The organism is Vibrio sp. SALL6 (assembly GCF_002002385.1).
GTDB classification, from domain to species: Bacteria; Pseudomonadota; Gammaproteobacteria; order Enterobacterales; family Vibrionaceae; genus Vibrio; species Vibrio parahaemolyticus.
In genome coordinates this window covers 234926-257691 of the sequence record NZ_MQVK01000023.1, presented here as the reverse complement: position 1 = coordinate 257691, position 22766 = coordinate 234926, and the positions used below count along the sequence as shown (strand labels likewise).

At 44.4% G+C, this 22766-nt stretch carries 21 protein-coding genes, 1 riboswitch and 1 other annotated feature; of the genes, 12 read left to right on the top strand and 9 right to left on the bottom strand.

The features are described 5' to 3' along the window. Positions 1–59: 59 nt before the first annotated feature. Positions 60–1364 carry an inosine/guanosine kinase gene (locus BIW15_RS15845; protein ID WP_005459989.1) on the top strand — a complete coding sequence of 435 codons (1305 nt, stop codon included), beginning with the start codon at positions 60–62 and terminating at the stop codon, positions 1362–1364. Between the two features lie 126 nt (positions 1365–1490). Here the strand turns inward: BIW15_RS15845 and BIW15_RS15840 are convergent, their stop codons facing one another. Beyond that, complete coding sequence (locus BIW15_RS15840; protein WP_005460020.1) at positions 1491–1898, bottom strand: DNA-binding protein H-NS; 408 nt, start codon at positions 1896–1898, stop codon at positions 1491–1493. Between the two features lie 597 nt (positions 1899–2495). Beyond that, positions 2496–2676, top strand: a riboswitch (Lysine riboswitch). Between the two features lie 113 nt (positions 2677–2789). On the opposite strand from BIW15_RS15840, the gene tet(35) reads away from it, so the two are divergent. Then, complete coding sequence (gene tet(35) / locus BIW15_RS15835) at positions 2790–4391, top strand: tetracycline efflux Na+/H+ antiporter family transporter Tet(35) (protein WP_005460042.1); 1602 nt, start codon at positions 2790–2792, stop codon at positions 4389–4391. Positions 4392–4496: 105 nt separating this feature from the next. Here the strand turns inward: tet(35) and BIW15_RS15830 are convergent, their stop codons facing one another. Together BIW15_RS15830 and BIW15_RS15825 are read right to left on the bottom strand one after the other, a co-directional pair. Continuing rightward, positions 4497–6869 (bottom strand): hypothetical protein, encoded by a 2373-nt coding sequence (locus BIW15_RS15830; RefSeq protein ID WP_077281277.1) that lies wholly within the window; start codon positions 6867–6869, stop codon positions 4497–4499. A gap of 176 nt (positions 6870–7045) precedes the next feature. Then, positions 7046–7999, bottom strand: coding sequence for a sigma-54-dependent Fis family transcriptional regulator (locus tag BIW15_RS15825; protein ID WP_005480409.1), 954 nt, complete (start codon positions 7997–7999; stop codon positions 7046–7048). 364 nt (positions 8000–8363) lie between these two features. Beyond that, positions 8364–8501 (top strand) — a sequence feature (His leader region). A gap of 54 nt (positions 8502–8555) precedes the next feature. Between BIW15_RS15825 and hisG the strand changes: the two genes are divergently transcribed. From hisG to hisIE, 8 genes are all read left to right on the top strand, one after another. Next, entirely contained in the window at positions 8556–9452 is an 897-nt protein-coding gene (gene hisG / locus BIW15_RS15820) for an ATP phosphoribosyltransferase (RefSeq protein WP_005480403.1), read from the top strand. Between the two features lie 5 nt (positions 9453–9457). Then, the gene (gene hisD / locus BIW15_RS15815) at positions 9458–10753 is read left to right on the top strand and encodes a histidinol dehydrogenase (RefSeq protein ID WP_005460022.1); all 1296 of its coding nucleotides are present in this window, start codon (positions 9458–9460) and stop codon (positions 10751–10753) included. Between the two features lie 15 nt (positions 10754–10768). Continuing rightward, positions 10769–11809 (top strand): histidinol-phosphate transaminase, encoded by a 1041-nt coding sequence (gene hisC / locus BIW15_RS15810; protein ID WP_005480420.1) that lies wholly within the window; start codon positions 10769–10771, stop codon positions 11807–11809. Positions 11810–11874: 65 nt separating this feature from the next. Further along, on the top strand, positions 11875–12948 hold the full coding sequence (hisB, locus tag BIW15_RS15805; protein ID WP_069515391.1) for a bifunctional histidinol-phosphatase/imidazoleglycerol-phosphate dehydratase HisB: 1074 nt from the start codon (positions 11875–11877) through the stop codon (positions 12946–12948). A gap of 26 nt (positions 12949–12974) precedes the next feature. Beyond that, a complete protein-coding gene (gene hisH / locus BIW15_RS15800; RefSeq protein WP_077281276.1) occupies positions 12975–13589 on the top strand; it encodes an imidazole glycerol phosphate synthase subunit HisH in 615 nt (204 codons plus the stop codon). Between the two features lie 12 nt (positions 13590–13601). Further along, positions 13602–14339 (top strand): 1-(5-phosphoribosyl)-5-[(5-phosphoribosylamino)methylideneamino]imidazole-4-carboxamide isomerase, encoded by a 738-nt coding sequence (hisA, locus tag BIW15_RS15795; protein ID WP_005495717.1) that lies wholly within the window; start codon positions 13602–13604, stop codon positions 14337–14339. Continuing rightward, positions 14321–15094, top strand: a complete 774-nt coding sequence (hisF, locus tag BIW15_RS15790) for an imidazole glycerol phosphate synthase subunit HisF (RefSeq protein WP_020840389.1) — start codon at positions 14321–14323, stop codon at positions 15092–15094. Before hisA ends, hisF begins: the two co-directional genes overlap by 19 nt. Then, positions 15091–15726, top strand: coding sequence for a bifunctional phosphoribosyl-AMP cyclohydrolase/phosphoribosyl-ATP diphosphatase HisIE (hisIE, locus tag BIW15_RS15785; RefSeq protein ID WP_005460001.1), 636 nt, complete (start codon positions 15091–15093; stop codon positions 15724–15726). The genes hisF and hisIE overlap by 4 nt, the downstream gene beginning before the upstream one ends. Before the next feature lie 67 nt (positions 15727–15793). On the opposite strand, the gene BIW15_RS15780 is transcribed toward hisIE, so the two are convergent. From BIW15_RS15780 to BIW15_RS15765, 4 genes are all read right to left on the bottom strand, one after another. Then, on the bottom strand, positions 15794–16297 hold the full coding sequence (locus tag BIW15_RS15780; RefSeq protein ID WP_077281275.1) for a YchJ family protein: 504 nt from the start codon (positions 16295–16297) through the stop codon (positions 15794–15796). 73 nt (positions 16298–16370) lie between these two features. Next, entirely contained in the window at positions 16371–17585 is a 1215-nt protein-coding gene (locus BIW15_RS15775) for an EAL and HDOD domain-containing protein (RefSeq protein ID WP_017448335.1), read from the bottom strand. Between the two features lie 108 nt (positions 17586–17693). Then, entirely contained in the window at positions 17694–18422 is a 729-nt protein-coding gene (gene lpxH, locus BIW15_RS15770) for a UDP-2,3-diacylglucosamine diphosphatase (protein ID WP_024702734.1), read from the bottom strand. A 60-nt stretch (positions 18423–18482) separates the two neighbouring features. Beyond that, a complete protein-coding gene (locus BIW15_RS15765; RefSeq protein WP_005487618.1) occupies positions 18483–18977 on the bottom strand; it encodes a peptidylprolyl isomerase in 495 nt (164 codons plus the stop codon). A gap of 203 nt (positions 18978–19180) precedes the next feature. Between BIW15_RS15765 and cysS the strand changes: the two genes are divergently transcribed. Further along, positions 19181–20563 carry a cysteine--tRNA ligase gene (gene cysS / locus BIW15_RS15760; RefSeq protein WP_005478905.1) on the top strand — a complete coding sequence of 461 codons (1383 nt, stop codon included), beginning with the start codon at positions 19181–19183 and terminating at the stop codon, positions 20561–20563. Between the two features lie 82 nt (positions 20564–20645). Beyond that, positions 20646–21224 carry a thymidine kinase gene (locus tag BIW15_RS15755; protein ID WP_005450744.1) on the top strand — a complete coding sequence of 193 codons (579 nt, stop codon included), beginning with the start codon at positions 20646–20648 and terminating at the stop codon, positions 21222–21224. 72 nt (positions 21225–21296) lie between these two features. On the opposite strand, the gene BIW15_RS15750 is transcribed toward BIW15_RS15755, so the two are convergent. Beyond that, entirely contained in the window at positions 21297–21935 is a 639-nt protein-coding gene (locus tag BIW15_RS15750; protein ID WP_005462434.1) for a YdcF family protein, read from the bottom strand. Then, on the bottom strand, positions 21932–22759 hold the full coding sequence (locus BIW15_RS15745) for an NAD-dependent epimerase/dehydratase family protein (protein ID WP_025524856.1): 828 nt from the start codon (positions 22757–22759) through the stop codon (positions 21932–21934). The genes BIW15_RS15750 and BIW15_RS15745 overlap by 4 nt, the downstream gene beginning before the upstream one ends. Between the last annotated feature and the right edge of the window lie 7 nt (positions 22760–22766).

Genomic DNA, 22766 nt, shown 5'->3' with positions numbered 1-22766 from the left:
TTTATTATTAGCGGTATAGAATCCGTTCTCCTTTTCATCCCCTTACTCAGACTAACAATATGAAATTTCCTGGACAACGCAAATCGAAGCACTATTTTCCTGTTCATGCTCGTGATCCTTTGGTGAGCCAAGCACAAGAAAGCAAGAAGATGACGCGCACTCACATCATCGGTATTGACCAAACTTTGGTGGATATCGAGGCAAAAGTAACGTCAGATGTGATTGAAAAGTACGGTTTGAGTAAAGGTCACTCGCTGGTTATTGATGATGTAAAAGCAGAAGAGCTATACCAGCAGTTAAAAGAAGAGAATCTGATCACTAACGAATACGCTGGTGGTACGATTGGCAATACACTTCATAACTACTCGGTTCTTGCAGACGATCGTTCTACGCTGCTTGGTGTGATGAGCCAGGATATCAAAATCGGCAGCTACGGCTATCGTTACCTTTGTAATACATCGAGCCGCATGGACCTGAATTACCTGCAAGGTGTTGATGGTGCTATCGGTCGTTGTTTTGCTTTGATCACTGAAGACGGTGAACGTACTTTTGCGATCAGCGAAGGTCAAATGAACCAGCTTCATCCAGACAGCATTCCTGAGAAAATTTTCAAAAATGCTTCTGCACTAGTACTGACATCTTACTTAGTTCGTTGTAAAGAAGGCGATCCAATGCCTGAAGCAACAATGAAAGCCATTGAGTTTGCGAAGAAGAACGACGTTCCTGTTGTATTAACGCTAGGTACTAAGTTTGTTATTCAAGACGATCCTAAATACTGGCAAGACTTTATTCGTGAACACGTTTCTGTTGTCGCAATGAACGAAGACGAAGCAGAAGCTCTAACAGGCGAAACTGATCCGCTAGCCGCTTCTGATAAGACGCTAGAGTGGGCTGATATGGTGTTATGTACCGCAGGTCCTGTTGGTCTGTTTATGGCGGGTTACACTGAAGACAGTGCGAAGCGTGAAACCACGTTGCCATTACTTCCTGGCTCGATTGCTGAATTTAATCGTTACGAGTTCAGCCGTCCGGCTAAAAAAGATGCTTGTCAGAATCCAATTCGAGTTTATTCGCATATTTCTCCTTACATGGGGGGGCCAGAGAAAATTAAGAACACAAACGGTGCGGGTGATGCTGCGTTGTCTGCTGTTCTTCATGACATGGCGGCGAATAAATACCATAAAGAAAATGTGCCCAACTCTAGCAAGCACAGCAATGAGTATTTAACTTACTCATCTTTTTCTCAGGTTTGTAAATATGCGAACCGTGCGAGCTACGAAGTTCTCGTGCAACATTCTCCTCGTCTGTCTCGTGGCTTACCAGAGCGAGAAGACAGTTTGGAAGAAGCATACTGGGAACGTTAATTCATATCGAATTAACCACTTTATAACTAATGTTAAAATGGCGTGTTTGAAAAAATACGCCATTTTTTATTTGCGCAAGACAAATAAAAAAGGCTCCCAACGGGAGCCTTTTTTAAACAAGAACGATTAGATTAGGAAATCGTCTAGTGATTTACCTGCGTCAAGTTGCTCTTGAATTGCAGAAGGTGTACGGCCTTGGCCTGTCCAAGTTTTTTCTTGGCCATTTGTGTCGATGTACTTGTACTTAGCTGGGCGAGGAGCGCGCTTAGATTTTGCTTTAGTCTTAGTTTCGCCAGATAGTGCGCTAATTAGTGCTTCAACGTCGATACCGTCTTGAGCAATTTTTTCTGCAATCTCTGCTAGCTTAGCTTCTTGTTGTGCTAGTGCTTCACGCTCTGCTTCTTCAGCTTCACGACGCTCTTCAACAACAGTAGTTAGTTTATCTAGAGCTTCTTCCAATTGTTCTAGAGTCAGCTCACGAGAAAATGCACGAAGGCTACGGATATTTAGAAGTGTTTTAGTCAGCTCTGACATAACGATTCCTATTAATAGGTTAACGTGTTTGGCATTTTTAATCGTTACGATTAAATAATACCAATCTACAAATAAAGATAAGTCCTTATATTTAACTTTATCTTTTCCTTATGTGCAAATGCTAAATCATGATTTTGTTTAAATTGAGCTATTTTTTGACTGAAAACTAATATTAATTAACTCGAAATAAATCTTAATTGATAGTGAATTCAAGTTTTACGTGATTATTCTAATCAAGAGAGCTATTGAATGGTGTTTTTTATAAAAGGCGAGCTTTGTATTTGCGCAACAGAAAACGAAAGCTGTAATGTGTACGGTATTTGTTATTCATATTTCTTTAAATTATCGATATTAGATAATCCATGATATTTTTATGGTAGTAATAAAGTTTCATAAACAACCAAATTAACGTGATTTCAGTTGCACAATGCTCAATTTGTTTGTTCGACGTTTATAAATTGGGTTGGCGATTATTTATTAGTTTAATTTAGTTTGATGTGTTGCATTGGTTCTCATCATAAGTACAATGGCTGCTACCTGATGCAATATTGCAGATAATTTGTTGTTAATTTGTACAATTAACGGTTAATTGTTTGTTGTTGCCGTAGAGGCGCAGTCTCGAAGAGTAGCTATTATTGGGGTGATGCCAATGAATAATAGTGGAAGGCGAAGATTGCCGAAGTAAGTCGTATATCAAAACGCCTTGCTGGGGTTGTATCTGAAAGGAACAACACTGCCATAGTATATTTACATTAAACTATGGAGCGCTACTGTAGGGTTGGGTGGAGTGTTCGCTTCCCTGTCGCTAAGTTCAACATGAGCACGTTTCTTATAAAGAAGGCGTGACTTGTCTGCAGTAGATCTCTAGCCAAACTTTGGTTTTTGAAGATCATGAATTTAATAGATTTTTCTCATTCTCCTGTTTCATTATTGCCTCCTATTGTTGCTCTGACATTGGCGATTCTGACTCGACGTGTATTAGTTTCTCTTGGTGTAGGTATCGCGCTTGGTGCGGTTCTACTTAACAGCTGGTCAATTGGTGGAACTGCAAGCTATGTAGGTACTCAAGTGTCTTCTGTCTTCATTGAAGATGGTGGAATTAACACTTGGAACATGAGCATTGTTGGTTTCCTAATTCTATTAGGCATGACAACGGCTCTATTGACGCTTTCTGGCGGTACTCGCGCATTCGCTGAATGGGCACAGTCTCGTGTGAAAAGTAAACGCGGCTCTAAACTTCTTGCAGCCTTTTTAGGCGTATTCATTTTTGTCGACGATTACTTTAATAGTCTTGCTGTAGGTGCGATTTCACGCCCAGTAACGGATCGCTTTTATGTATCTCGTGCGAAACTGGCTTACATCCTAGATTCAACCGCTGCACCTATGTGTGTCATCATGCCAGCTTCTAGTTGGGGTGCTTACATCATTACTATCATCGGCGGTATTTTAGTATCACATGGTATTACTGAGTATTCAGCGCTTGGGGCGTATGTGCGTCTTATCCCAATGAACTTCTACGCTGTATTTGCGCTGTTAATGGTGTTTGCAGTAGCGTGGTTTGGTCTAGATATAGGCAAGATGCGCGAGCATGAAATTGCAGCGTCTCAAGGTCGTGGTTTTGACAAAGACAAAGAGAACGACACTCAAGAAGCGCATGAGCTTAACGAAGAGTTGGACATTCGTGAGAGTGAAAAAGGTAAAGTCTCTGACTTAATCCTACCGATTGTTACGCTTATCGTCGCGACAATTGCTTCGATGATGTACACCGGTGGTCAAGCGTTGGCTGCTGACGGTAAAGAGTTTGCATTGTTAGGTGCATTCGAGAATACCGATGTGGGTACGTCTCTTATTTACGGTAGCTTGCTTGGTTTGGCCGTTGCTTTGTTTACTGTTCTAAAACAAGGTCTACCACTGACTGAGATTACTCGTACACTGTGGATTGGTGCTAAATCAATGTTTGGTGCGATTCTTATCCTTGTGTTTGCGTGGACAATCGGTTCTGTTATCGGTGACATGAAGACGGGTTCGTACCTATCGACTATGGCTCAAGGTAACATTAATCCGCATTGGTTACCTGTAATCCTGTTCTTGTTGTCGGGTCTAATGGCGTTCTCAACCGGTACTTCATGGGGTACATTCGGTATCATGTTACCAATCGCTGGTGATATGGCGGGTGCAACTGACATCGCACTAATGCTTCCTATGCTAAGTGCGGTTTTGGCCGGTGCAGTATTCGGTGACCACTGTTCACCAATCTCGGACACGACTATTTTGTCTTCGACAGGCGCTCGTTGTAATCACATTGACCACGTATCAACTCAGTTACCTTATGCGCTGTCTGTTGCTTTGGTTTCATGTGTCGGCTTTATTGCACTTGGTATGACAACGTCAATCGCGTTCTCTTTCATTGCAGCGTCGATTACATTCGTTATCGTCTGTGCTGTTCTATCATGGTTGTCGAAATCGAAAATAGCATCATGTCAGAGCGCTTAATGGCAATATGATTTGTTGAAAAGAGGAAGCTCCGCTAGTAACTAGCGGAGCTTTTTTTTAACGCGATTTAGGTGAGGGGGGCAATCGCGTTTTTGGGGATAACCTTTAAGATTCTGGCTGTGTGAAGTCAGGTGTTGGACAGTCTTCATACGACGATGGCAGAATTGGAACATCATCGTTGTTATTCAAACCATCCAAAACCGTCTTAATCTGATCAATTTGATTGATGTCTGAACCTTCCCAAGCACTGACCGCGTTACTAATGATATCTCCAATAGACATCCACTGATCGCCAAACCAAATAACGGTAGTTTGGGTTAAACCCTCAGAGGTTGGACGATGTCGAGTGTTAAAGATAAATGCGAGTAGTTGCTGAGCTAGCTGCTCTTTATGCTCGTTAAGGTCTGCGTTGCCATTGCTATCGACCAAGAATTGTGACACTTCGGATTGCCAAGTCCCGGCCATCCAAATAGCAGAATCGCCGCTAAATGCTGCTTCAACTGGCTCTCCACCAGTAAATTTACCGTCAAATGGCTCGTCACCAGCTCCAAAGTAGTTACTTGGAGAGGCGTAAGGGGCTAATCCATTCACATATACTCTGTCGGCTTCAGTTAGTTCACTTAAGCCATTTTTGTTGTGCCAGTAACCTTTGGTGTCAAAGTCTGCAGTGATTTCACAAATGTTATTGAAGTGCACTTCATTACCATCAAGTGCGTCACTGCGGTTGTAAACTTCACCGATAATGAGAGGGACGCCATTTTCCATTTTCATGACAGATTTTACGTCGAACGAAATGGTGTGATCACTGGTATTGTTCCATGCAGCAGAAAGGCTTTCGCTCACTTCATAAGGCGCGGGATCTTCACCGCGAACATTTGGAACGAGAACGAAGAATGTGGCACAGCCATCCTCTCCTGTCATCCGCTGTACGTAACCATTGGTATCGACTTCCGCTAAATTCTCGCCTTCTGGAAGAACACCGGCATCAAGAAGAAGTTGTTCTATCACTAAGAATTCACCATTTTCTGGATACTCAGGGTTGAATGGTTTAGGAACTGGTACACTGTCAGGTATGTAAAGGTTGACCGGCCAATTCGGAATCAAGCCTTCGCCTTCATCATGAATACCGTTACCGTTCATATCGAACGACTTACACACTTTAAGATTGGCAATACCGATAGAACCAAAACGGATGGTTAACACGGGATCATCATCAAAGGTTGGTTGAGCCCAAGCACTAGGCATGAAACCAACGTCATTCTCCTCATTACCGCTGGCTTCATCTGTGTCCTCACCAGCAGAACGTTTGATGGTTTCGTCGAAGTTGGTTTCACATGCTAGAGCGTTTGCAAAGCCTATATGTAGATCGCCATCTTCGAACGTCGGTGCAAAGTCTCTTAAATCTGCGAAGGTTGTGAAGTGAGTGAATGGGGTGTTCATTGCGGTAAAGCCAACTTTTTTCGCCCACCACATGAATTGGTCTAAGCTCCATTGATGGTCTTCAACCCCAAAAACACTAAACGTGATTGGCTCGTCAGGAGAATCATTGGAAAGTTTAGTATTACGCATACCGCCCATCTCCATCGCTAAGTCACGAATACCAAACTCCCAATTAGGAATAACTTCATCGATGATAGGATCATATTGGCAGTTCAGGTTTCTGTCGTGGAACGCACGAAAAGCAATATCAAAGTTTGGCGGTTCTGGCTCTGCAGTCTTCGCTTTGAAGTTATCTGTTTTCGAGAATCGAGGGATAAATCCAAAGAACCCGGCACAGTTTTCACCAGTTTCTTCGCCATACAGGTCAGTACCTTCACACGCGGCTTCTACGCTCGCTGCTGTGGATACCCAAGCTTTGTAAACCCCACCGGAGTTAGGTGTGTTGGCAAATGGAAATAGCTGTATGGTTTCTCCATCAGGCAGAGAAGTTGGGTCGACATCTAAATACTCACTTCCCAATTGATGTCGACATTCTATGTCTATCGATTGGGTGACCATTTTGCCGCGAACTTTAACTTCTTGAGTGATGGTGACGACGTCATTCATATATGTCACACCACCTTCACCGTCGAAATAGAAAAGACGACAGGCTAATGGTTCTGCGTAAAACTCTTCGGCGTTTCTAGCATTCTTGCCTTTGATTTTTACATCTTGAAAGCAGGTACCACCGTTGGTGTCTGCGCTATCTAAAGTACTTGATAACAAACATTTACCTGATGGATCGGTAACTTGAAAATAATACAAACCAGCAGGCAGTGCTGCGGCTGTTCTTGGGGCGTTAGGCCCTGGGCCTCCATCTAAAAATACTTCTTGTTTAGACTCGTAGCGGACATTTTCATTGACGATATCACCAGCAGGTGTCGTCGTGAATATTGCGCCATCTAATCTAGCGAAAGCTGGTACAGCAAACATGATAGCTAACGAAGATATCGCAAGAGTTGTTGTCCTTAATTTGGATAAAAACCTGTTGATATTCATTTTTTGCTCCTGTGTCATCATGAGTGACGACACAGGATACAAAGGCAAAGAGTATGCCTATTTTAACTTATTGATTTAAAAGAGCCTTACATGACGTGTTTTATATGAAAAAGCTAAGTAAATGATATGCCGTGATTTCGTTGTTACACTGTGTTGCGTTACACATGTACACATTGTCAGATGTTGATATTGTACTTCTTAATCAGCCGATAAAGTGTTGTTCTAGAAATACCTAGATGGCGTGCGGCTGCGCTCATATTGTGTTTATTTTCTTCGATGGCCTGTAACAAATAGTCGAGGTCAATTTGATCAACTGAAGGGAGTAATTGCCTTTCACTGTTCTCAAGCCCTAAATCAGCAACGAGTAGGGTATTGTCTTCACACATGACAATTGCTCGCTGAATCACATTACGCAGCTCACGTACATTTCCAGGCCAACGATGTTTAAGCAGTTTTGCTTTCACTTCTTCGGACATGTTGTGTACTTGACCATGAGATAAATCTGTTAAAAAGTGCTCAGACAGCATCAAAATGTCTTTGCCTCTTTTTCGAAGTGGAGGAATGGTCAGCGGTAATATATTGAGTCGATAAAATAGATCCTCCCTAAATTCTCCTTGTACGACTTCGCTTTTTAAATCCACGTGGCTGGCGGCAATCACACGACAATCAACATCGATAAATTTATCCGCACCTACTTTGTGTATTTGTTTGCTTTCTAAAAAGTGAAGGAGATGTATTTGAAGATCCGAAGGCATATCTCCAATCTCATCGAGAAATAAAGTGCCTTTGTGTGCTTTTTGAATAAAACCAATCCGGTCAGAAATGGCACCTGTAAATGCACCTTTTTCGTGGCCAAAAAGTTCGGAAGCAATCAAGCCACTTGGAATCGCACCGCAGTTAACCTCTACAAAGGGTGATGAGCGTCGACTAGATAACTGATGGATCAGTCGAGCACACAACCCTTTACCCACACCAGTTTCACCTTGTATGAGTACTTCAGCGTCACATTGCGCGTACTTTTTAATGGCATTTCGAAGCTCGTGGATACAAGCGCTATTCCCAATAAGAGGATATAGCTCCGCCTCGCTGAATTGCACCGTTTGTTTGGTACTACCTTTTCGCAGTTTCATCATTAATCACTATTTTTGCCCCACTGAAATAATAGTTTTGAATTAGCCGTCTCAATCGTGAGTGAATGTCTCTTTATTGAGAAGTTTGTTAATTACTGTGGGTGGTAAAGTCTAAATGTTTGTTTCGGAGAAAATTTATACTAGGGACTTTTTTTGCTAGGAAAATCGTTGTATAGCAACTTCATTTCTTGCACTCTATCGCAATGAAACTAAAAATAAACATTTAAAAAACATAGACTTGAAAAAATAGTTAAGAAAAGTTCAATTTCGGTATTGAAAAATTAAGAATCCTTGGTTAGTGTGGTTACTAACGAAGCAACTAACTAAAGTCTTAAATAAGTATGCGTAATTTTGTAATGAACATTCATCACCATCATCACCCAGCCTAGTCTTTCGGGAGATGTACGCATACCCGGGAGGCAGGAAACTCCCGGAGGTGAAAATCAAAGTAAGAACAGATTTTAAACCCTCGGGAGACACCAATCTCTCGAGGGTTTTTTAGTTTTACTGGTTTAAAAATTACTTAGATATCAAAATCTTGCACAGGGATAAAGCAATGCAAACACAACGCTTAAGAATTGCAATTCAGAAAAAAGGTCGTCTTAGCAAAGAGAGCCAAGCTCTACTAAAGCAATGCGGCGTGAAATTTAACGTAATGGGTGAGCGTCTTGTTGTTCACTCAGAGAACATGCCAATTGACTTGCTTTTGGTTCGTGACGACGACATCCCTGGCTTGATCATGGATGGCGTGGTTGACCTTGGTTTCATCGGAGAAAACGAACTAGAAGAAGTTCGTCTTGATCGCAAAGCTTTGGGTGAGCCATGTGAGTTTGTTCAACTTCGTCGACTGGATTTTGGTGGCTGCCGTTTGTCCATCGCCATCGATAAAGATGAAGAATACAACGGTCCACAAGATCTCGCAGGCAAACGCATCGCAACGACTTACCCTCAACTTCTTAAAGCGTACATGGATGAAGCCGGCGTGCCATTCTCAACTTGTATGCTCACTGGTTCTGTGGAAGTTGCGCCACGAGCGGGCTTAGCGGATGCGATTGCAGATTTGGTTTCTACAGGTGCAACATTAGAAGCAAACGGCCTGAAAGAAGCCGAAGTCATCTTCAGATCCAAAGCGACGCTTATCCAACGCATTGGTGAGTTCGACGCAGACAAAGCAGAGTTGATCAATAAATTGCTAACTCGCATGCAAGGCGTTCAACAGGCAAAAGAATCAAAATACATCATGCTGCACGCACCAGCTGGAAAGTTGGAGCAAATCAAAGCATTACTGCCGGGCGCAGAAGATCCAACCGTTTTACCACTATCAGCGGACAAACAGAAAGTTGCCGTTCATTTGGTGAGTACAGAGAATTTGTTCTGGGAAACCATGGAACAGCTAAAAGAACTGGGTGCGAGCTCAATTCTAGTACTACCAATTGAAAAAATGATGGAGTAACGGCAATGAGAACTGTTGTATGGCAATCACTGAGTGAAGAGCAACAAGATGCAATTTTAGAGCGTCCTGCCATTGCGGAAGGCGCGAATATTACCGCTGCAGTTGCGGATGTGATCGCAAAGGTGCGTACTCAAGGTGACGCAGCGCTATTAGAACTTACAGAAAAGTTTGACCGTGTAAAACCGGAATCAATCCGAGTTCCATCCAAAGAAATTAATGCGGCTTCAGAGCGCCTTTCTGCGGAAATGAAACAAGCACTGGAGCAGGCTTACAGCAACATTGCTAAATTTCATAAAGCACAAAAGCCACAACCAATTAAAGTGGAGACACAACCTGGTGTGATGTGTGAGCAAGTGACACGTCCCATTCAAAAAGTAGGGTTGTATATTCCTGGTGGTAGCGCGCCATTGCCATCGACGGTATTGATGCTGGGCGTGCCTGCAAAAATCGCTGGTTGTCGTAAAGTGGTGCTTTGTTCTCCTCCACCGATTGCAGATGAAATTTTGTACGTCGCCAAGTTGTGCGGCATTGATGAAGTTTACAATGTCGGTGGTGGACAGGCGGTCGCTGCAATGGCTTACGGTACGAAAAGCGTCTCTAAAGTCGATAAAATTTTTGGTCCGGGTAACGCCTATGTGACGGAGGCAAAACGTCAAGTAAGCAATGACTTCCGTGGTGCTGCGATTGACATGCCGGCTGGTCCTTCTGAAGTTCTTGTGATTGCAGACGAAACTGCAGATCCAGACTTCATCGCAGCAGACTTGTTAAGCCAAGCTGAGCACGGCCCTGATTCACAGGTGGTTCTTGTGACACCATCACCTATTGTCGCGGATCAAGTAACGGATGCCGTTCAGCGTCAACTAAAAGCCTTGTCTCGTGCAGACATCGCGCAGAAGGCGTTGGCTTCAAGTCTGATTATTATTTCTGAGTCAATCACACAAGCGGTTTCTATTTCTAACTACTACGGCCCTGAGCACTTAATTGTGCAAACGAAGAACCCTCGTGAGCTACTTCCACTACTAGATAATGCGGGCTCAATCTTTCTTGGCGATTGGTCTCCTGAATCTGCAGGTGATTATGCGTCGGGAACTAACCACGTGCTTCCAACTTACGGGTATACTCGTACTTACTCAAGCCTTGGCCTTGCCGACTTTTCTAAACGAATGACAGTGCAAGAGTTATCGGCTGAAGGTTTACAGAATCTCGCTCCGACTGTGGTTACGATGGCGGAGGCGGAAGGTCTCGACGCTCACAAACGTGCAGTCACCATCCGAGTAGAAAAGCTGACCAAAAATAGATAATAAGAGAGTAAAGAGATGGAAAAGCTAGCACGCAAACAAGTTCAAGAATTAACCCCGTATTTATCTGCTCGCCGAATTGGCGGCACGGGTGACGTTTGGCTCAACGCCAATGAATCTCCATTTAATAATGAGTACAAAACGGATTTTGCTCGCCTAAACCGCTACAGCGAATGCCAGCCAAAAGCGCTTATTTCTGCTTACGCTGCCTACGCGGGTGTAAAGCCAGAACAGACGCTTACTTCTCGTGGCGCTGACGAAGGTATCGAGCTGTTAGTTCGCGCTTTCTGTGAGCCAGGACAAGACGCGATTTTGTACTGCCCCCCGACTTACGGTATGTACGCAATCAGTGCTGAAACCATTGGTGTTGAACGTAAGACTGTACCGCTAACATCGGATTGGCAACTTGACCTTGCTGGCATCGAATCCAATCTCGATAACGTCAAGCTGGTTTTTGTTTGTTCGCCAAACAACCCAACCGGTAACCTCGTTAAGCGTGAAGATATTGTCTCTCTGCTTGAGATGACAAAAGACCGAGCAATCGTGGTCATGGACGAAGCGTATATCGATTTTTGCCCTGAGGCGTCAACGGTGGATTTGTTAGCTCAATATCCAAATCTCGCGATTCTACGTACGTTATCAAAAGCGTTCGCGCTTGCAGGCTTACGTTGTGGTTTCACGCTTGCAAACGAGGAGCTAATCAACGTCCTACTTAAAGTCATCGCGCCGTACCCAGTACCAGTGCCTGTTGCTGAAATTGCGGTTCAAGCCTTGTCAGAAGCAGGTTTGGCTCGAGCGAAATTCCAAGTCCTCGACCTTAATGCAAACCGCGCTTATCTGCAGGTTGGTTTGTCGATGATTCCAGGATTGCAAGTTTTCGAAGGGTGGGGCAATTACCTATTGGTTAAATTCCCAGATGGTGATGCGCTGTTTAAAGCGGCGTGGGATACCGGAATCATTCTACGTAACTCACCAATTGAAAACTGCGTGCGTATCAGCGTTGGTAACCGCGACGAGTGTGAAAAGACACTGGGTTTCATTAGAAACTACTATTCATAAATAGAATTCTCAACGTTCTCGGTTCATGCCGAGAACGAAACAAGATTAGTAATAAGGAAGTTCGAGTGAGCAAGCAACAAAAAATCCTATTTATCGACCGAGATGGCACGCTGATTGTCGAGCCACCGATTGATTTCCAAGTTGACCGCTTGGATAAGTTAAAACTAGAACCGTTTGTTATCCCAAGCCTGTTGTCGTTGCAGGATGCGGGATACCGTCTAGTGATGGTGACAAACCAAGATGGTCTAGGCACAGACAGCTACCCTCAAGAAGACTTCGATGCGCCACACAACATGATGATGGAGATCTTCGAGTCTCAAGGTGTGAAGTTCGATGATGTGCTGATTTGTCCGCATTTTGAAGAAGACAACTGCTCTTGCCGTAAGCCTAAATTAGGCATGGTGAAAGAGTATCTTCAAGGCGGTAAAGTGGATTTCCAAAATTCTGTCGTGATTGGTGACCGTCAAACGGATCTGCAATTGGCGGAAAACATGGCAATTCGCGGTATTCAATACAATCCAGAAACCATGGGCTGGAAGCAGATATTGAAAGATCTGACGGTGAAAGCACGGGTTGCCGAAGTGATTCGTACTACTAAAGAAACCGACATTAAAGTTGCCGTTAATCTGGATGAGCAAGGTGGCAATGATATCTCAACAGGTCTTGGTTTCTTTGACCACATGCTGGATCAAATTGCCACTCACGGTGGCTTCCAAATGGTGTGCAAAGTCGACGGTGATTTACACATTGATGATCACCACACGATTGAAGATACCGCATTAGCCCTTGGTCAGGCATTAAAAGAAGCGTTGGGCGATAAGCGTGGCATTGGTCGCTTTGGTTTCAGCCTGCCGATGGATGAGTGCTTGGCGCAATGTGCGTTGGATTTGTCTGGTCGCCCTTACCTGAAATTTGACGCGAAATTTAGCCGTGATCAAGTTGGAGACTTGTCGACAGAGATGGTGGTTCACTTCTTCCGTTCTTTAACTGACACACTAGCGTGTACGCTACACCTTTCTTCTGATGGCGATAATGATCACCACATCATTGAGAGCCTATTCAAAGCGTTTGGTCGAACGTTACGCCAAGCAATCAAGGTGGAAGGTACGGAGCTGCCAAGCAGCAAAGGCGTCCTTTAAGGCTCATGTGAGCAAGGAGAAAAGCAGTGACAGAACAAAAAGTTGTCATTATCGATACGGGCTGTGCCAATGTTTCTTCGGTGAGGTTTGCCATTGAACGCTTAGGTTATGACGTAACGATTTCAAAAGATCCTCAAGTGGTGCTGTCAGCAGACAAGTTGTTCCTACCTGGTGTGGGTACAGCAAGCGAAGCGATGAAAAACCTTGAAGAGCGTGATCTTATCAATCTCGTTAAGCAAGTTGAAAAGCCATTGCTTGGTATCTGTTTAGGTATGCAGTTATTGGGTAAGTTTTCTCAAGAGAAAGGGCAGAAAGCCTACGAGTTAGTTGAGTGTCTTGGACTTTGTGATGGCGAAGTGAAGCTGCTACAAACTGGCGATTTGCCACTGCCACACATGGGGTGGAATACCGTTTCTGCAAAAGCAGGCAATCCGTTGTTCAAAGACATTGAAGAGGGTGAGTACTTCTATTTTGTGCACAGCTTTGCGATGCCTGTTGGAGACTACACCATTGCAGAATGTGATTACGGAAATCCATTCACTGCTGCGGTTCAAAGTGGTAACTATTATGGTGTGCAATTCCACCCAGAGCGTTCTTCAAAGGCGGGCGCGAAGCTTATTCAAAACTTCTTAGAATTATAAAAGGGATTTAGTGTGATTATTCCAGCTCTTGATTTAATTGAAGGACAGGTGGTTCGCCTTTATCAAGGTGATTACGGCCAAGTAACCGAGTACAAAGTCGACCCAGCAGAGCAGTTCAACTTGTATCACCAAGCAGGGGCTAACTGGCTGCACTTGGTGGATCTGACGGGCGCGAAAGATACATCTGCGCGCCAACTTGATTTGATTGCAAAGCTATTAGCAAGCACGCCTGCGAACATCCAAATCGGTGGCGGTGTGCGTACCGAACAAGACGTTGTGGACTTATTAGAAGCGGGTGCACAGCGCGTTGTGGTTGGTTCAACCGCAGTAAAACAGCCTGAGTTAGTAAAAGGTTGGATGGAAAAATACGGCGCAGAGAAAATCGTTCTCGCGTTGGACATCAACATCGACCAAGACGGCACGCGTAAAGTGGCGATCTCTGGTTGGCAAGAAGATTCAGGCGTGACTATTGAAGCTCTGATCAACGATTACCTGACGGTAGGTCTACAGCACGTGCTGTGTACTGACATTTCTCGTGACGGTACGCTAGAAGGCTCAAACGTAGAGCTTTACGTCGACCTATGTAAACAGTACCCACAAGTGCAGTTCCAATCTTCAGGTGGTATCGGCTCATTAGCGGATATCGAAGCGCTAAAAGGCAGCGGTGTGGCAGGCGTGATTGTTGGTCGCGCGTTGTTAGATGGTAAGTTCACAGCAGAGGAGGCATTTGCATGCTGGCAAAGCGAATAATTCCATGTCTTGATGTTCGTGATGGACAAGTGGTGAAGGGCGTTCAGTTTCGCAACCACGAGATCATCGGCGACATTGTCCCTCTCGCTAAACGCTACGCTGAAGAAGGCGCTGATGAGCTGGTGTTTTACGACATCACTGCATCAAGCGATGGTCGTGTAGTTGATAAAAGTTGGGTGGCTCGTGTCGCGGAAGTGATCGACATTCCTTTTTGTGTGGCTGGTGGTATTAAATCCGCGGAGGATGCTGCACGTATTCTGGAGTTTGGTGCAGACAAAGTCTCTATCAACTCGCCTGCGTTGGCTAACCCGCAGCTTATTACTGATTTAGCAGATAAATTTGGCGTTCAGTGTATCGTAGTTGGTATCGATTCCTACTACGACAAAGATACTGGTAAATATCAGGTTTACCAGTTTACTGGCGACGAAGAACGTACAAAGGCGACGAAGTGGGAAACGCGCGATTGGGTACAAGAAGTGCAAAAGCGCGGCGCTGGTGAAATCGTGCTCAACATGATGAACCAAGACGGCGTGCGTAACGGTTACGATATTGAACAGCTCAATATGGTACGCGAAGTGTGTAAAGTTCCTCTCATCGCTTCCGGTGGTGCAGGTGCCATGGAGCACTTTGCAGAAGCATACCAAAAAGCAAACGTGGATGGTGCGCTGGCCGCTTCGGTATTCCACAAGCAAGTCATCAATATTGGTGAACTAAAGCAGTATTTGAAACAACAAGGCATTGAGGTACGACTATGAGTTTTAAAGCCGCCGAAGTCAGTTCGCTGTCGGAGCGAATCAATTGGGAAAAGGTGGATGGCTTGGTACCTGCCATCGTGCAAGACTTCCAATCGAGCCAAGTGCTTATGATGGGTTACATGAACCAAGACGCGCTAGCAAAAACGGGTGAAACGGGTCAGGTGACATTTTTCTCTCGCACTAAAGAGCGTTTATGGACTAAAGGTGAGACGTCTGGCAATGTTCTTCAACTCGTGAATATCTCTCTAGATTGTGACAATGATACTTTGCTGGTTCGAGTGAACCCTATTGGGCCTACTTGCCACACAGGCACAACAACGTGTTGGGACGGCGATGCACAAGAGGAATCACAAATGGTGTGGCTTCATCAACTTGAGCAGCTACTGGCTGCCCGCAAGAGTGCCGATCCAGACTCCTCTTATACCGCCAGTCTTTATGCCCGTGGTACCAAGCGTATTTCGCAGAAAGTGGGCGAAGAAGGCGTTGAAGTCGCGCTTGCGGCGACGTCGGGCGATAAGGCGGAGTTAGTGTGTGAATCTGCAGATTTGATCTATCACTTGTTGGTGCTTTTACAAGACCAAGGTTTATCAATGAACGATGTGGTGAATAAGCTTAAAGAGCGTCACAAGTAGTTCAAATCAAAGAAATAAAACAAAGGCTTCCATGTGGAAGCCTTTGTTTTTTCTTGATAGTGCGATTTTATCCGCAGCACTTTTTAAATTTCTTACCGCTGCCACAAATACATGGGTCGTTACGGCCTACTTTTAAGCTGCTGATGGATTGATTAAGTCGCGGATCTTGCTCGGATTCTTCTTCAGGGAAAGTGCCATCAATGTAATACCACAGCCCATCTTCTTTCACGAAGCGTGAATGCTCGCTCAGGCAGTAGCGTTGGCCGTCTTCATTGAAATAGGCGTTGAACTCAACAAAGCCTTCATTTTCATGGCTGCCAGCTTCTGCTTTGACGACTTCCAGTTTGCACCAATCGCTGTCGATCGATTGTGCGATACCTTCACGTTGTTCTTCTGCGTTACAACTTGGGTGATATGTTTTCACAACGTAGTCAACGAGGCCTAGCACATGAGCGCTATAGCGAGAGCGCATTAACTGTTCTGGTGTTTTGACGTCAGCGTGATTGTTGTGCGCAATTTCGCAACACTGTTGGTAGGTACGGTTAGCGCCGCAAGGACAAGAAGAAGCCATAAGATGAAATCTCGTTAGGTAAAGCGATGAAACAAATAATCCCAATAGAGTGGGAGAGAAGCATTATAGCGAGTTAAGGTGTTTGAGAAAGCAGTTCTTGAGCCCACTCTGTCGATTCATTGAATGCATCAGCTAGCTGAGTTTCCGTTAACTTCAATACGGAGCAGTATCTTTCAGCCAGTTCCCAATCTGCTTGTTCGTAAGCAATACACATAGAAAGGAGATACCCAAGCACACCTTTTCGACTTGTCAGTGCAAGCTTGATGTCTTCATCGACGGGAATGTCTTCAATCACATCCGACAGAGGCTGATCGAGAAGCGAGCCTAATAATGAGAACATACCAGTCAGAAAGGCTTGTCCAGGATCGTACTTGGTGTTCATTTGGCTAAGCAAAATTTCACACATACGAGCGCGTTGAATAGCAAGCGAGTAGAGTGAATCGGGCTTGTCCTCTTGCACAGAAGCGATTGCAACCAGTGAAATAAAGCGTCGTAAACGTTCTTCGCCCAGATAAATCAGCGCCTGTCTAAACGATTTGATCTTGGTTGTGAGCGTGTAACCCGAGTTGACGTAAGTGAGCAACTTATAGGAAAGCGTCACATCAATAGAGAACAGACGCTCCACTTCATTGAAGTCGATGGGCTTGTCAGCAATCTCTTTACACAACTGGATGACGGTTAAAAACGCCGGGTTGAGGCGCTTCTTTTGGATCATTTCTGGTTTACTAAAGAAGTAACCTTGGAAGTAGTTAAAACCAGCGTCAAGCGCTTGTTCAAACTCTTCATAGGTTTCGACTTTTTCAGCCAAAAAATCGATATTAAACTGGCTCAATGCTTGGATGAAAATTGCCGCTTTTTCAATTGGTACTAAACGAATATCAAATTTGATCATCGATACGTACGGAAGAAAGCGTTTCCAAGCCTTAGTTGGTACAAAGTCGTCCAGTGCAATTCGGTAGCCGCATTCGTGCAGATGTTTTATTGCATCGAGAAGCTCTTGCGTAGGCTCACAATCTTCGAGTACTTCAATAACCAGAGAATCTTTCGGAAACAGTGTCGGAACAAGGTTGACCAAGCTTTGGTGGGGAAAGTTAACAAAACCGAGTTTGTTACCTAACGTGTTGTAATGCGTCGACAAAAAATGATCAGATAGCAGTCGACTAGTAGCAAGCTCAGGTTCTACTTCAGGGAAGGTATTTTTGGGGCCGTCTCGAAAGAGAAGTTCGTAACCTATGGTTCGCTTTTCTCTGTCTAGAATCGGTTGGCGAGCTACGTAAGAATACTTCAATTAGGTACTTCGTTCTGTTTAACTTAGTAATATGATAATAGCGATTTTTTACAAAATATCTACGCTTTGAATGCGAATCTTCTACATGTTCGACATGCTTAGCGTAAATTATGTGTTGAAAGGCCGGTTTTGCAGTTCAAAACCATCAGAATTCACTTGTAAAACTGAGCCTTGCGTATACCAGTCCCCTAAGACGATGCGCGTGTTTTTAGCACCATTTGCGTCAAAAAAATGTGTATTTGGGCGATGAGTGTGGCCATGAATCATCAAGTTGACGCAATTCTGAGACATCACTTTTTCAACTTCGCTTTGATTCACGTCCATGATATCTAAAGACTTCATCTGTTTATCGTCGCGAATGTCTGATTGAACTTTAGAGACAATTTTTTTCTTTAAACACCATGGGATGCGTTTAAAGATCCATTGTAACCAAGGTTGATGCACAGTTTTACGAAATTTCTGATATTCCACGTCATCAATACACAGGGTATCGCCGTGTAAAATCACCGCTTTTGTGCCATATAAGTCGATGGTGCAAACGTCATCAAGCAAAGTGATGCCCGTCTCTTTACAAAAGCGTTCGCCCAACAAGAAGTCACGATTGCCTTGAATAAAGAAAACCGGGACACCTTGATCGGTGAGCGTTTTGAACTCGGTACGAATTTGGTTTGCAAACGGTGTTTTGTCATCATCACCGACCCAAAACTCGAAAAGATCGCCTAATACATAAAGAGCTTCGGCATTTTTGGCTTCCGTACGCATGAATGTAATGAAACATTCTGTGATGTCAGGACGTGACGGCGTAAGGTGCAAGTCTGATATAAATAATGTCGTCATAGAAATAAGGGGAGGCGAAGCCTCCCCAATTACTTATCTCTTGGGAATAATTCGCAAGAATTACTCTGCGATTGTAGTACCAGTGATTACCACGTCTTCTAGTGGTACGTCTTGGTGCATGCCGTAAGAACCAGTGCTAACGCCCTTGATCTTGTTTACAACGTCCATACCTTCTACAACTTCACCGAATACACAGTAACCCCAACCATCTAGGCTTTCGCTACGGAAATCTAGGAAAGTGTTGTTGTTTACGTTGATGAAGAACTGAGAGCTTGCAGAATGTGGTTCCATCGTACGAGCCATAGCAATTGTGCCTACTTTGTTGCTTAGGCCGTTGTTTGCTTCGTTCTTGATAGGTGCACGTGTTGATTTTTCACGTAGACCTGATTCCATGCCGCCGCCTTGGATCATGAAACCGTCAATAACACGGTGGAAAAGAGTGTTGTCGTAAAAGCCGTCGCGGCAGTACTGAAGGAAGTTTGCGCTTGTCTCTGGCGCTTTCTCTTCGTTTAGTTGAATCTTGATGTCACCAAAATTAGTGTGAAGGGTGATCATGCTACTTTCCTTTACTGTGTTGTGTTGAGCCCGAGATTCTAGCCTAAGTTATAACGCATTAAAAACTCGAGAAGAGTAAATTCTTCGTTTTGTGCTTGAAGTTTAGCCGATTATCGTTTTATCGGTTAATTGCTATTACCTAATAAGGTCGGACTTGATATACTCGACGTTCTTGTATTCATTCACAATCATAGATAGAGATCATGTTAAAGATATATAACACACTCACAAGACAGAAAGAGGAATTCAAACCAATTACAGCCGGTAAAGTTGGCATGTATGTCTGTGGGGTAACCATCTACGATCTCTGTCACATCGGCCACGGCCGCACCTTCGTTTCTTTTGACGTAGTATCACGTTATCTGCGCTACCTTGGTTACGACCTAACGTTTGTTCGCAATATCACAGATATTGATGACAAAATCATCAAACGTGCAGCAGAAAACGGCGAATCTTGTGAATCACTTACAGAACGTTTGATTGGCGACATGCACGCAGACTTTGATGCATTGAACATGAAGCGTCCTGACGTTGAGCCGCGCGCAACACAATTTATCGCAGAAATCATCGAATTGGTTGAAAAGCTTATCGAACGTGGTTTCGCATACGTTGCAGACAATGGCGACGTCATGTTTGAAGTGGGTAAGTTTGACGAGTACGGCAAGCTTTCTAAGCAAGATCTTGATCAGCTTCAAGCTGGTGCGCGCGTTGATATCGAAACAGCAAAACGTAGCCCACTAGACTTCGTTCTTTGGAAAATGTCTAAACCAGGCGAGCCAACATGGGAATCGCCATGGGGTCCAGGTCGTCCAGGTTGGCACATTGAATGTTCAGCAATGAACTCTACGATCCTAGGCGATCATTTCGATATTCACGGCGGTGGCTCTGATCTACAGTTCCCACACCACGAAAACGAAATCGCACAATCTTGCTGTGCACACGACACTAAGTACGTAAATACTTGGATGCACAGTGGCATGGTGATGGTAGACCGCGAAAAGATGTCTAAATCTCTAGGCAACTTCTTCACTATTCGTGACGTTCTTGGTCACTACGATGCTGAAACCGTGCGTTACTTCCTAATGTCTGGTCACTACCGTAGCCAATTGAACTACAGTGAAGATAACCTAAACCAAGCACGCGCTTCTCTTGAGCGTCTATATACTTCTCTGCGTGGTCTGGATTTAAATGCAGCACCAGCGGGTGGTGAGGAGTACGTATCTCGCTTTACTGCGGCGATGAACGACGACTTCAACACACCAGAAGCATACTCAGTTCTGTTTGATATGGCGCGCGAAGTTAACCGCCTTAAGACAGAAAGCGTAGAGAAAGCGAGTGAACTTGGTGCGCTAATGCGCGAACTAGCAGACGTGATTGGTATTCTTTACCAAGATCCTGAAGCTTTCCTAAAAGGTAATGCTGGCAACGATGATGAAGTCGCTGAAATTGAAGCGTTAATCAAACTGCGTAACGACTCGCGTGCTTCGAAAGATTGGGCAAACGCCGACATGGCACGTGATAAGCTGACGGAGATGGGCATTGTCCTTGAGGATGGCCCAGAAGGCACAACATGGCGTCGTAAGTAATTGAATCTTTTAAAAGGGCTGATGATTCAGCCCTTTTATTTTCCAATTTCATCAATAAAATTTTAACTTTAGGTAATGCTCTGTGGCTCAGATGTATTTCTATTACTCAGCAATGAATGCGGGTAAATCGACAACTCTTCTTCAATCTTCATTTAACTACCAAGAACGCGGTATGACGCCAGTGATTTTCACTGCGGCGTTGGACGACCGCTATGGTGTAGGCAAAGTAAGTTCTCGTATTGGTTTACAATCGGACGCGCATTTGTTCCGTCCAGATACGAACCTATACCAAGAGATTGCAGCCCTGCATGAAGTCGAAAAACGTCACTGTATTCTTATTGACGAGTGTCAGTTCCTATCGAAAGAGCAGGTTTACCAACTTACAGAAGTAGTGGATAAGCTGCATATTCCAGTACTTTGCTATGGTCTTCGTACCGATTTTCTTGGCGAACTTTTTGAAGGCAGTAAGTACCTACTCTCTTGGGCTGATAAGCTGGTTGAGTTGAAGACGATTTGCCACTGTGGCCGAAAAGCAAACATGGTTATCCGCACCGACGAACACGGAGTCGCAATCAAAGAAGGTGACCAAGTGGCGATTGGTGGCAACGACCGTTATGTCTCGGTTTGCCGTCAGCACTACAAAGAAGCCCTAGGTAAATAAACCTATCCATTCAGCTTCAAAGCAGTACAGAAAAGCCACCGAATTCGGTGGCTTTTTAATTGTTCATTTCGCTCAGACGAGATCAAAACCGAATCGCTCTAACAAGACTTGATAAGATGAATCCACTTGCTTTGGAATGTCTTGTTTAGTTTGAAATCCTTTTTCGGGATAGCTTTTGACGCGGGAAAAATCTTCCATCAGCGCTTCTAACACCATCATTAGCGGCATGTCTTCGTTGATGTATTCAAAGAATGGATGAGCGGTAGAACTGACTTGCACTTGCGAGTAGGGCGATTGCCATTGCTTCTCAAACGTAGCGATGGCGCGGCGTTCCATAAATGGCTTTTGCACTAAAATAATAGATTCGCATTGGATGCCTTTCTCTTTTAATAACTGCTCGGTGAAACGGACGTTTTCTCCACTATTGGTTGAACGTGTTTCTACTAAAATGGCATCGCTTGGTACGCCAGCTAAACGCGCAATGTCTGCAAATGTTTCGGCTTCACTTTTTTCAAACAACCCATCCGTAAAACGGCCTTCACCACCGGAGAACACAATCAATGGTGCGAGTTTTTGGTGGTAAAGCGCAGCGGCGTGCTCAGCAACTCGCACGTCGTTACTGCACATAACAAACAAGCAGTCGGCAGGCTTTAAATCCTGTTTTAGCTGCATGTAATCCCAAAGCGTTTCTATATGTTGATATAACTTCATAGTGCATCCAGCGTTGAATTGAATCGGAATTGATACCCAAGTGAAACCAGTTTGTCCGCTAAAATGCGTTTATCGGCATCTTCTGTAACGGGAGGTAGCGAAATCTCTGCGCCACTTTTGGTGATTGCTGCTTGGTAAAACTCAGCTTTGCTCACGGTGTGAGGCGTTGTGACATTAATGATCTGATTACTCAGGTGATCCAATGCAAATTGTGCCACAGCGACTGCGTCACTTTGATGAAGCATGTTGGCTGGGGCTTTACGGCTGACTTGTTTTAGGCGCATGGCAAAGCGAGCGGGGTGTCTGTCTGGGCCAATCAAACCACTGCAACGTAAGATGGCGTAGTTTATGCCAGAGTCGATAACGGATTGCTCCGCTTCGAGCATGATTTTCGCATTGTCAGAAAAGTGAGGGTGGGTTTGCGCGAGAGCGAGCGATGCGGATTCTTCTTTCATCTCCGTTGGTAAATTAGGGTAGACCGTTGTAGAGCTGATCATGACGAGCTTTTCAATCGCATTCTGTTTTGCCGCTTTAACTAACGTTGACCATTGCTGCGCATACTCTCGACCAGACCCTCTACGAAACCCAGGTGGAAACGCGCCAACAATACGCTCGATATGATTCGACTGAATTATTTCATCCAGTTTTTGCGTTGCGTTTTCATCGTTGAGATCAAGCAGGGCGGCGTTAGCAATAGTGGATGGCCGTTCATCTAACCGAGCTTGGCTACGACGCGTAATAACTACATCATGTCCCTCGACTAACAAGGCTTGCGCTAGCGGAGTACCAAGCCAACCTGCACCTACAATCAATGTGTTTGCCATTATTTAT

Bases quoted from the DNA above. Each gene is read 5' to 3' on its own strand.
- BIW15_RS15830 (WP_077281277.1), bottom strand. From the start codon at position 6,869: ATGAATATCAACAGGTTTTTATCCAAATTAAGGACAACAACTCTTGCG.
- BIW15_RS15750 (WP_005462434.1), bottom strand. From the start codon at position 21,935: ATGAAGTTATATCAACATATAGAAACGCTTTGGGATTACATGCAGCTA.
- BIW15_RS15765 (WP_005487618.1), bottom strand. From the start codon at position 18,977: ATGATCACCCTTCACACTAATTTTGGTGACATCAAGATTCAACTAAAC.
- hisIE (WP_005460001.1), top strand. From the start codon at position 15,091: ATGAGTTTTAAAGCCGCCGAAGTCAGTTCGCTGTCGGAGCGAATCAAT.
- BIW15_RS15825 (WP_005480409.1), bottom strand. From the start codon at position 7,999: ATGAAACTGCGAAAAGGTAGTACCAAACAAACGGTGCAATTCAGCGAG.
- BIW15_RS15845 (WP_005459989.1), top strand. From the start codon at position 60: ATGAAATTTCCTGGACAACGCAAATCGAAGCACTATTTTCCTGTTCAT.
- hisC (WP_005480420.1), top strand. From the start codon at position 10,769: ATGGAAAAGCTAGCACGCAAACAAGTTCAAGAATTAACCCCGTATTTA.
- hisG (WP_005480403.1), top strand. From the start codon at position 8,556: ATGCAAACACAACGCTTAAGAATTGCAATTCAGAAAAAAGGTCGTCTT.
- hisD (WP_005460022.1), top strand. From the start codon at position 9,458: ATGAGAACTGTTGTATGGCAATCACTGAGTGAAGAGCAACAAGATGCA.
- hisF (WP_020840389.1), top strand. From the start codon at position 14,321: ATGCTGGCAAAGCGAATAATTCCATGTCTTGATGTTCGTGATGGACAA.
- cysS (WP_005478905.1), top strand. From the start codon at position 19,181: ATGTTAAAGATATATAACACACTCACAAGACAGAAAGAGGAATTCAAA.
- BIW15_RS15745 (WP_025524856.1), bottom strand. From the start codon at position 22,759: ATGGCAAACACATTGATTGTAGGTGCAGGTTGGCTTGGTACTCCGCTA.
- BIW15_RS15780 (WP_077281275.1), bottom strand. From the start codon at position 16,297: ATGGCTTCTTCTTGTCCTTGCGGCGCTAACCGTACCTACCAACAGTGT.
- lpxH (WP_024702734.1), bottom strand. From the start codon at position 18,422: ATGACGACATTATTTATATCAGACTTGCACCTTACGCCGTCACGTCCT.
- BIW15_RS15840 (WP_005460020.1), bottom strand. From the start codon at position 1,898: ATGTCAGAGCTGACTAAAACACTTCTAAATATCCGTAGCCTTCGTGCA.